Annotated in this window: 9 protein-coding genes; 4 read left to right on the top strand and 5 right to left on the bottom strand. The window is 61.6% G+C overall.

Translation table 11 applies throughout. The features are described from left to right. Window positions 1–5 precede the first annotated feature (5 nt). Complete coding sequence (locus tag J1777_RS14055) at window positions 6–1,094, top strand: zinc ribbon domain-containing protein (RefSeq protein WP_207576295.1); 1,089 nt, start codon at window positions 6–8, stop codon at window positions 1,092–1,094. Between the two features lie 97 nt (window positions 1,095–1,191). Continuing rightward, complete coding sequence (gene ybeY, locus J1777_RS14050) at window positions 1,192–1,671, top strand: rRNA maturation RNase YbeY (RefSeq protein WP_207576293.1); 480 nt, start codon at window positions 1,192–1,194, stop codon at window positions 1,669–1,671. Between the two features lie 40 nt (window positions 1,672–1,711). On the opposite strand, the gene J1777_RS14045 is transcribed toward ybeY, so the two are convergent. From J1777_RS14045 to J1777_RS14035, 3 genes are all read right to left on the bottom strand, one after another. After that, window positions 1,712–2,302 (bottom strand): DUF599 family protein, encoded by a 591-nt coding sequence (locus tag J1777_RS14045; protein ID WP_207576292.1) that lies wholly within the window; start codon window positions 2,300–2,302, stop codon window positions 1,712–1,714. A 17-nt stretch (window positions 2,303–2,319) separates the two neighbouring features. Continuing rightward, window positions 2,320–2,652, bottom strand: a complete 333-nt coding sequence (locus tag J1777_RS14040; protein WP_207576294.1) for an ArsR/SmtB family transcription factor — start codon at window positions 2,650–2,652, stop codon at window positions 2,320–2,322. Window positions 2,653–2,751: 99 nt separating this feature from the next. Continuing rightward, entirely contained in the window at window positions 2,752–2,946 is a 195-nt protein-coding gene (locus J1777_RS14035; RefSeq protein ID WP_207576291.1) for a YgaP family membrane protein, read from the bottom strand. Between the two features lie 294 nt (window positions 2,947–3,240). On the opposite strand from J1777_RS14035, the gene J1777_RS14030 reads away from it, so the two are divergent. Both J1777_RS14030 and J1777_RS14025 read left to right on the top strand, forming a co-directional pair. Continuing rightward, window positions 3,241–4,002 carry a sulfite exporter TauE/SafE family protein gene (locus J1777_RS14030; protein ID WP_423220555.1) on the top strand — a complete coding sequence of 254 codons (762 nt, stop codon included), beginning with the start codon at window positions 3,241–3,243 and terminating at the stop codon, window positions 4,000–4,002. A gap of 57 nt (window positions 4,003–4,059) precedes the next feature. After that, window positions 4,060–4,977, top strand: a complete 918-nt coding sequence (locus J1777_RS14025) for a Ppx/GppA phosphatase family protein (RefSeq protein ID WP_207576289.1) — start codon at window positions 4,060–4,062, stop codon at window positions 4,975–4,977. Between the two features lie 46 nt (window positions 4,978–5,023). Here the strand turns inward: J1777_RS14025 and J1777_RS14020 are convergent, their stop codons facing one another. After that, window positions 5,024–5,419 carry a hypothetical protein gene (locus J1777_RS14020; RefSeq protein WP_207576288.1) on the bottom strand — a complete coding sequence of 132 codons (396 nt, stop codon included), beginning with the start codon at window positions 5,417–5,419 and terminating at the stop codon, window positions 5,024–5,026. A gap of 224 nt (window positions 5,420–5,643) precedes the next feature. Further along, window positions 5,644–6,526: phospholipase A (locus J1777_RS14015; RefSeq protein ID WP_207576287.1), on the bottom strand; the 883-nt coding region annotated here is incomplete at its 5' end.

Raw genomic sequence — 6,526 nt, 5'->3', positions numbered from 1 at the left:
CCACCGTGGGCAAACACCCCTGCCCAGAATGCGGCGGCAATCTGGAGTGGCACCCCCAGGCGCAAAACCTGCGCTGCCCCTATTGCGGCACCACCGCCCCCTGGTCACCCAGCGCCCACGCTGACGACCCCAGCGCTATTGCCGAGCAAGACCTGCTCCAAGCCCTGCGCAATCCGGCCAGCGGGCGCGGCTGGGGGCAAGAGCGCTACGAGGTCGAATGCCAAAACTGCCGCGCCATTTCGGTGTTTGATGCCCAGCGCACGGCGCAGCGCTGCGATTTTTGCGGCTCGCCCGCCATCGTGGCGCATACCGGCGGCGGCGAGGCGATTACGCCGCAAAGCATCTTGCCGTTCAAAATCAGCAACGGGCAAATCCGCGACCGCATCCGCCAGTGGTACGGCAGCCGCTGGTTTGCCCCGAACAAACTCAAAACCGCTGCGCTGACCGATACCCTGCACGGCATCTACCTGCCGTACTGGACGTTTGATGCCCACGCCAGCGCCCAGTGGCAGGCCCAGGCCGGTTATTACTACTACACCACCGAGACCTACCGCGACAACAACGGCAACGTGCAAACCCGCCAAGTGCAGCACACGCGCTGGGAGCCGGCAGCGGGCCAGCTGCAGCACTTTTTTGACGATGCCCTGGTGCCCGGCACGGCGGGCGTACACCGCGCCCTGCTGCGCCAGATCGAGCCCTTTCCCACGACCACCGATTTACAACCCTACAGCCCCGAATTTGTGCGCGGCTGGACGGTGGAACGCTACCAAATCAACCTGGGCCAAGCCGCCAAAATCAACGAAGAAGACATGGACCACACCCTGCGCAGCCTGTGCATCCGGCAGATTCCGGGCGACACCTGGCGCAACCTGTCCATGCAGCGCCAGTACCAGGGGCGCAGCTTCAAGCATGTGCTGGTGCCGGTGTGGCTGGTCAGCTACACCTACGGCGCAAAAACCTTCCAGATCGTCGCCAACGGCTACACCGGAGCCATTGCCGGCGAGCGCCCGTACAGCTGGGTGAAGATCAGTCTGGCCGTGCTGGCGGCCTTGCTCTTCCTGGGTTTGCTGCTGGCAGTGATGCAAAATGCATAGCTATTTGCACTTATTTAATAAAGCTTTGAATGCATAAAGCACCAAAATACCCATCAAAATCAGCGGTAACAGCTATTGTTTAAAAGGAAACCCCACCATGGCCCTGAACCAACTGCGCTTATCGCTGCAATTTGGCCGCAACCTCTTTGACGGTGACCGTGACCAGCTGGCCCGCCACCGCGCCGTGCTCACGCGCAGCCACGTCACGCGCTGGATTCGCCACGCCCTGGCGCTGGATGCGGAAATCACCGTGCGCATCGTCGGCCACAGCGAAGGCCAACAACTCAACCACCAATACCGCCACAAAGACTACGCCACCAATGTGCTGACCTTTGACTACCAGCAAGAGCCCACCGTGGTGGCCGACCTGGTGCTGTGCGCCCCCGTGGTCGAACGCGAAGCGCTGGAGCAAGGCAAAACCCTGGAAGCGCACTACGCCCACCTGCTGGTACACGGCACCTTGCACGCCCAAGGCTGGGACCACGAAACCAGCGAGGAAGATGCCCAAGAGATGGAAGACTACGAAACCGCCATCCTGCAAGAACTGGGCTACCCCGACCCTTACGCCAAGGACTAAGCCTCCGCTGCCCCCGCGCGGGAAAGGTAAACAAAGAGGGCTAGCGGTCAATCCCCAGCAACAGCAGCACCAACAACAGCCCGGCGCTGACCAACCCCACGACCGGAAACAGGCCCACCAGCAGCATGGGCACACACCACATCATCAACCGCACCGAAGCCGCGTAATAGCGCCCGGCCCGGCGCAAACTGGTCTGGCCCACCTCCAGCCACTGCTGGCGCTGCGGGCTGGCCACTGGCATACCCACGACAAACCCGGCATGGTGCCATTGCCGTGCCGCCAGCATCGACGTGATAAATGCCAGCCCCAACAGCAGCAACACCGCCAAAGCGTGCCAGTAAAGTATGTGCTGGCGCTCGACCTGCGCCAGCCCATCACCATGCAGCAATGTCACGCCGCCCATGAAGGCCAGGGTGGCCGTCGTGGCCGTCATGGTGCAGGACATGAGGGAGTTGCGAATCGTCTGCACCCCCAGCACCTCGGTCTGGGCCGTGGTGGTGAGCGATTGCAACCAGTCTAGGCGCAGCTGTTCGTGCTTGCGCGTGGCTGGCGCAGGCCAAAAAAACTGCTTCAGAAAATAACCCGCAACCATGGCTATGGTGAGCACCAGCGGCCAGATCTGGGCGTACATGCCCACCACGCTCCCCATCAAACCGGGCAATAGAGGCGGTACATGGTTTGGATGAGCTGCAAAATGCGCGGATCATTCAGCTGGTACCAAATGAACTTGCCATCGCGGCGCGTGCTCACCACGCCCTCGCGCCGCAAAATGCCCAGCTGCTGCGACAAGGTGGGCTGGGTCACCCCGGTGAGCTGTTCCAAATCGCCCACGGTGCGCTCTTGTTGGGCCAATTGGCACAGCAAGAGCAAACGATCGGCGTTGCCCAGCAGCTTGAGCGTTGTCACCACCTGCGTAGCGTGCTCGCGCATCACCTCCAAATCAATGGCGGCAGAAGGGGCTGGGGCATCAATCGTAGGCATCATGGCAAAAGGCAAGCAAAGTAAAAGTACGTACCTTAAAGCACAAGCCAAATAGGCGGCAAACGCAAGGCATTTGCATTGTGATCAAAAAATAAGCGCTCAATCGCGCTTGAGCGGACAGGTGTTGATGCCCAGCAGCGGGTACGCGGGGCAAAACCGGAACAAGCCCGTGGCCAGTGGCACCACGCCCAACCACCCCCACCAGCCCACCAGGCCTGTCGCAGCCAGGACAACCAGCACCACCCCCACCAAAATACGCAAGATGCGGTCGATACCGCCGACATTGACTTTCATGAAAGCACTCCTTTGGGTGAGTTACAAGTTTGTTGAGAGATCAACAATTGAAGAAAAAATATATTATACAAAAATATAAATTTTGCTTGCATTTTTTGCTTGCATTTTTTTAAGCGCAACACCGCCCTGTGCGGCCCGGATGCCCTGCCCTGCCCCGCAGCCATCGCCGCGTGAACGCCTCGCACGGTAAAAACTGCTTAACCTGCTTGGCCCCCCTTGGCTTGGGGTGGCAGCCCCCGCAATCCCCCTAAGATCAGCCTTTCGTTCGTTTGCACCAAGGGGATAGCGATGGAGATGTTTGGGCCAATCGACCATGTGGCACTGCTGCTGGTAGCGGCATTTTTGGCAGGCGCTTTGAATGCCGTGGCCGGCGGCGGCAGTTTTTTGACCCTGCCCGCCCTGGTGTTTACCGGCGTACCGGCGGTCACGGCCAATGCCACCGGCACCGTGGCCTTGCTGCCCGGTTATGCGGCCAGCACCTGGGGGTTTCGTGAAGACATGGCGGCACCGCCTGGGCTGACGATGGGGCGCTCAATCGCCCTGTCTTTGATTGGCGGCGCGGCCGGAGCGGCGCTGCTGCTGGTCACCTCGGACGCTACGTTCAAAAAAGTTGTCCCCTGGCTACTGCTGGGCGCAACCGCCTTGTTTGCTTTTGGCCCACAAATCCGCGCCTGGGCGGCGGGGCAAAAGCACGGGGCTGCATCCACAGCAAAGGCCGCCATCGGCATGTTCGCCGTGGCTTTTTATGGGGGCTACTTCAACGGGGGCTTGGGCATCTTGTGCCTGGCTTTGTTCAGCCTGCTGGGGCAAACCAATCTGAACGCCATGAATGGCATGAAAAATTTGGTCTCCACCCTGCTCACCGCCATTGCGGTGGCGGTGTACGCGGCCGGGGGCATCGTGCTGTGGCCCCAGGCCTTGCTGATGATGGTGGCCGCCACCGCCGGGGGCTATGGCGGGGCCCGCATCGCCCGCAAACTGCCCGCGCCTGTGCTGCGCTGGGGCATTGTGCTGACGGGGCTGGTCATGTCGATCCTGTTTTTTGCCAAGGCATAAAAATTATGGGCATAAAACTGGTAAAACCACGCGCTTACCCGCCTGCCAGGATTTGCCATGGAGCACCCGCCGACCATCGCCGCCATTGACCTTGGATCGAACAGTTTCCGTCTGGAGATTGGCTTTTTCCGGGGCAGCGAATTTGTTCGCCAACACTACATTAAACGCACGCTGCGCCAGGGGGCGTGTCTGGAAAACGGCTGTTTAAGTGCCGCTGCCATGCAAGCGGGCTGGGCCTGCCTGGCCGAATTTGGCCAGCTGCTGCACCAGCACCAGGTTCAACACGCCCGTGCCGTGGCCACGCAAACCCTGCGCGAGGCGCGCAACAGCGCCGACTTTGTGCGCGAAGGCAGCCGCCTGCTGGGGGGGCTGCCCATCGACATCATCAGTGGTGAGCAAGAAGCGGCGCTCATTTACCGAGGCGTGGCCAGCCAGTTGCCGCCGTCCACCGATCGGCGCTTGATCGTCGATCTGGGCGGGCGCTCGACCGAAATCACCCTGGGCCAAGGGCTGCAAGCCCAGCAGCTGGCCTCCTACCCGCTGGGCAGTGTGCTGTGGACGGGGCGGTTTTTTGGCGATGGCGTGTTGTCCGAAGCGGCTTTCGCCCAGGCAGAGGCGGCGGCCAGCACCGTGTTGGCGCAGGCGACCACGCTGTTCCCCATTGGCAGCTGGGATTGTGCCTATGCCTCGGCGGGCACCGCCACGGCCGTCAGCGATGTGCTGGCCGCCCACGGCCACGGTGCCAGCCCCATTACCCGCGCAGAGGTGTACTGGCTGCGTGCGCAACTGCTGCGCTGCGGCCATATCGGGCAGCTGGCCCTGCCAGGTTTGCGGGCCGACAAGGCACCGGTGGTTGCCGGGGGGTTAAGTGTGCTGCTGGCCCTTTTTCACACCCTGCAGCTGCAGGCCATGGTGCCCGCCCAGGGGGCCCTGCGCATTGGGGTGCTGCACAGTCTGTGCACTCCGACGGCTTGATGCGGCGGCGCTGTTTCGTTGGCGCTGTTTATTTTGAGCGGTTGGTTTAGGCCGCTGCGCGGCGCTTGCCGTAGTTTTTGCTCCAGGCCTGCAGTTTGCCGTGGGGCAGCGAGGACAGGCGCTGCAGCAAGCGGCGGCAATAGCCTTTGATCCACAGGCACTTGTTGATTTCATCGACCGGAAACGGGCCGCTGATGACGATGATGTCGGCCGCCTCTTGCCACAGGCCAGCGGCCCGCAGGCGGCGGCGCTTGGTCGCGGCCCAAGATTGAATGCGCGCGGGGGTGCCGTGCTGGTGCAACTCGCCGGTGTAGGCATCAAAGGCGATGGCCAGCAAGTCCGTTTTCAGCTTAAAGCGGCGCTCGCCTGTGACTGCGCTGGGTGTATCGCGCATGTCATACAGGTAGTAGCTGCCGGCTTTGAGCTGATATTGCAATTTCATGGGAAAACCTTGGGGCTGCATCTTAGGCCAAACCTGGGCGCAATAAAACCTAATCTACCGGCACGATCTGGGCTTGCTTGCCCCATTGCAGGCACAGGCCACAGTGCCATGGACTATTTATTTAATAGCTGATTGCGCTTTTGAAAAGACATTTTCAATTCGAATAATTACAAAACAATGACGCATTAAGCGCAAAAAGCTATCATTTTTATAATTTCAGCTATTTAAAAGTCCAGCAAGCTCAGGCCGACACTCAAGGCGGTGCGTTTGTAGTTGTAGTCCAGCAGGCTGTCGCCGTAGCCGCTGAACAGCTGCACGTGCAGGCGCAGATTGCTCTTGCCACCGTTCCAGCCCTCGCCCAGGGTGCGCAGCCATTCCAGGCGGCCCGATCCCCGGCCCCGGCCCGGCGTGCCGCGCACGGTCAGGCCCAGGATGTGCTGGTCATTGACGTTCCACAGCAACCGGGCCTCGCCCCGGCCCACGTAGTCTTGGATGCCGGGGTTGTCGTCGTTCTCGGCGTTTTCGGCCACGCGCTTCCAGGCTTTCAGGTGCAGTTGCCAGCCGCTGCGCCATTCGGCCCCGGTCATCACATACCAACGGTTCCAGCTGCGCGACAGGGGGTTGCTCTCGCCGTTGGACTGGTGTACCAGCCCCACGCCGCTGTAGCGCCAGCGCCCGCCCCAGGGCAGCGGGGCATCGGTGGGATACACATAGAACACCTCCGGCTCATGGTCGGTCGAGCGAAATGGCCGCGAAATGCCCCCGTTGAACAACTGCCAATACGACTGCTGGGTGTAGCCAAACCACAGCGAATCCTTGCCGCTGGAGCGCGGGCCGGTGAGCAGCCCTTGGGCGACTTTGGTGCGGGCCGAGACCTGGATGCGCATTTCATGGCGCTGGTAATTCTGGGCCAGCGCCGCCCCCCGGCTGGGCGAAAACGGCTGGCCATTGACCCGGCTGCCTTGCACCACGGAAACGCTCAACGGCCGGTAGCCGCGCAGGCTGAAGGTACCGCAGTCCGAGCCGGGTTCCAGCTCGAAGTGGCGGGAGATTTCACTGTACCGCGCATCGCGGCAGCCCCCGTTGGTGGGCGTGGCAGGCAGTGGC

Source organism: Comamonas denitrificans, assembly GCF_017368815.1.
Lineage (GTDB): Bacteria > Pseudomonadota > Gammaproteobacteria > Burkholderiales > Burkholderiaceae_C > Comamonas > Comamonas denitrificans.
The sequence above is the reverse complement of the archived record's forward strand: the minus strand, read 5'-3'. Positions and strand labels throughout refer to the sequence as shown.

Bases quoted from the DNA above. Each gene is read 5' to 3' on its own strand.
- ybeY (WP_207576293.1), top strand. From the start codon at position 1,192: ATGGCCCTGAACCAACTGCGCTTATCGCTGCAATTTGGCCGCAACCTC.
- J1777_RS14045 (WP_207576292.1), bottom strand. From the start codon at position 2,302: ATGTACGCCCAGATCTGGCCGCTGGTGCTCACCATAGCCATGGTTGCG.
- J1777_RS14040 (WP_207576294.1), bottom strand. From the start codon at position 2,652: ATGCCTACGATTGATGCCCCAGCCCCTTCTGCCGCCATTGATTTGGAG.
- J1777_RS14035 (WP_207576291.1), bottom strand. From the start codon at position 2,946: ATGAAAGTCAATGTCGGCGGTATCGACCGCATCTTGCGTATTTTGGTG.
- J1777_RS14030 (WP_423220555.1), top strand. From the start codon at position 3,241: ATGTTTGGGCCAATCGACCATGTGGCACTGCTGCTGGTAGCGGCATTT.
- J1777_RS14025 (WP_207576289.1), top strand. From the start codon at position 4,060: ATGGAGCACCCGCCGACCATCGCCGCCATTGACCTTGGATCGAACAGT.
- J1777_RS14020 (WP_207576288.1), bottom strand. From the start codon at position 5,419: ATGAAATTGCAATATCAGCTCAAAGCCGGCAGCTACTACCTGTATGAC.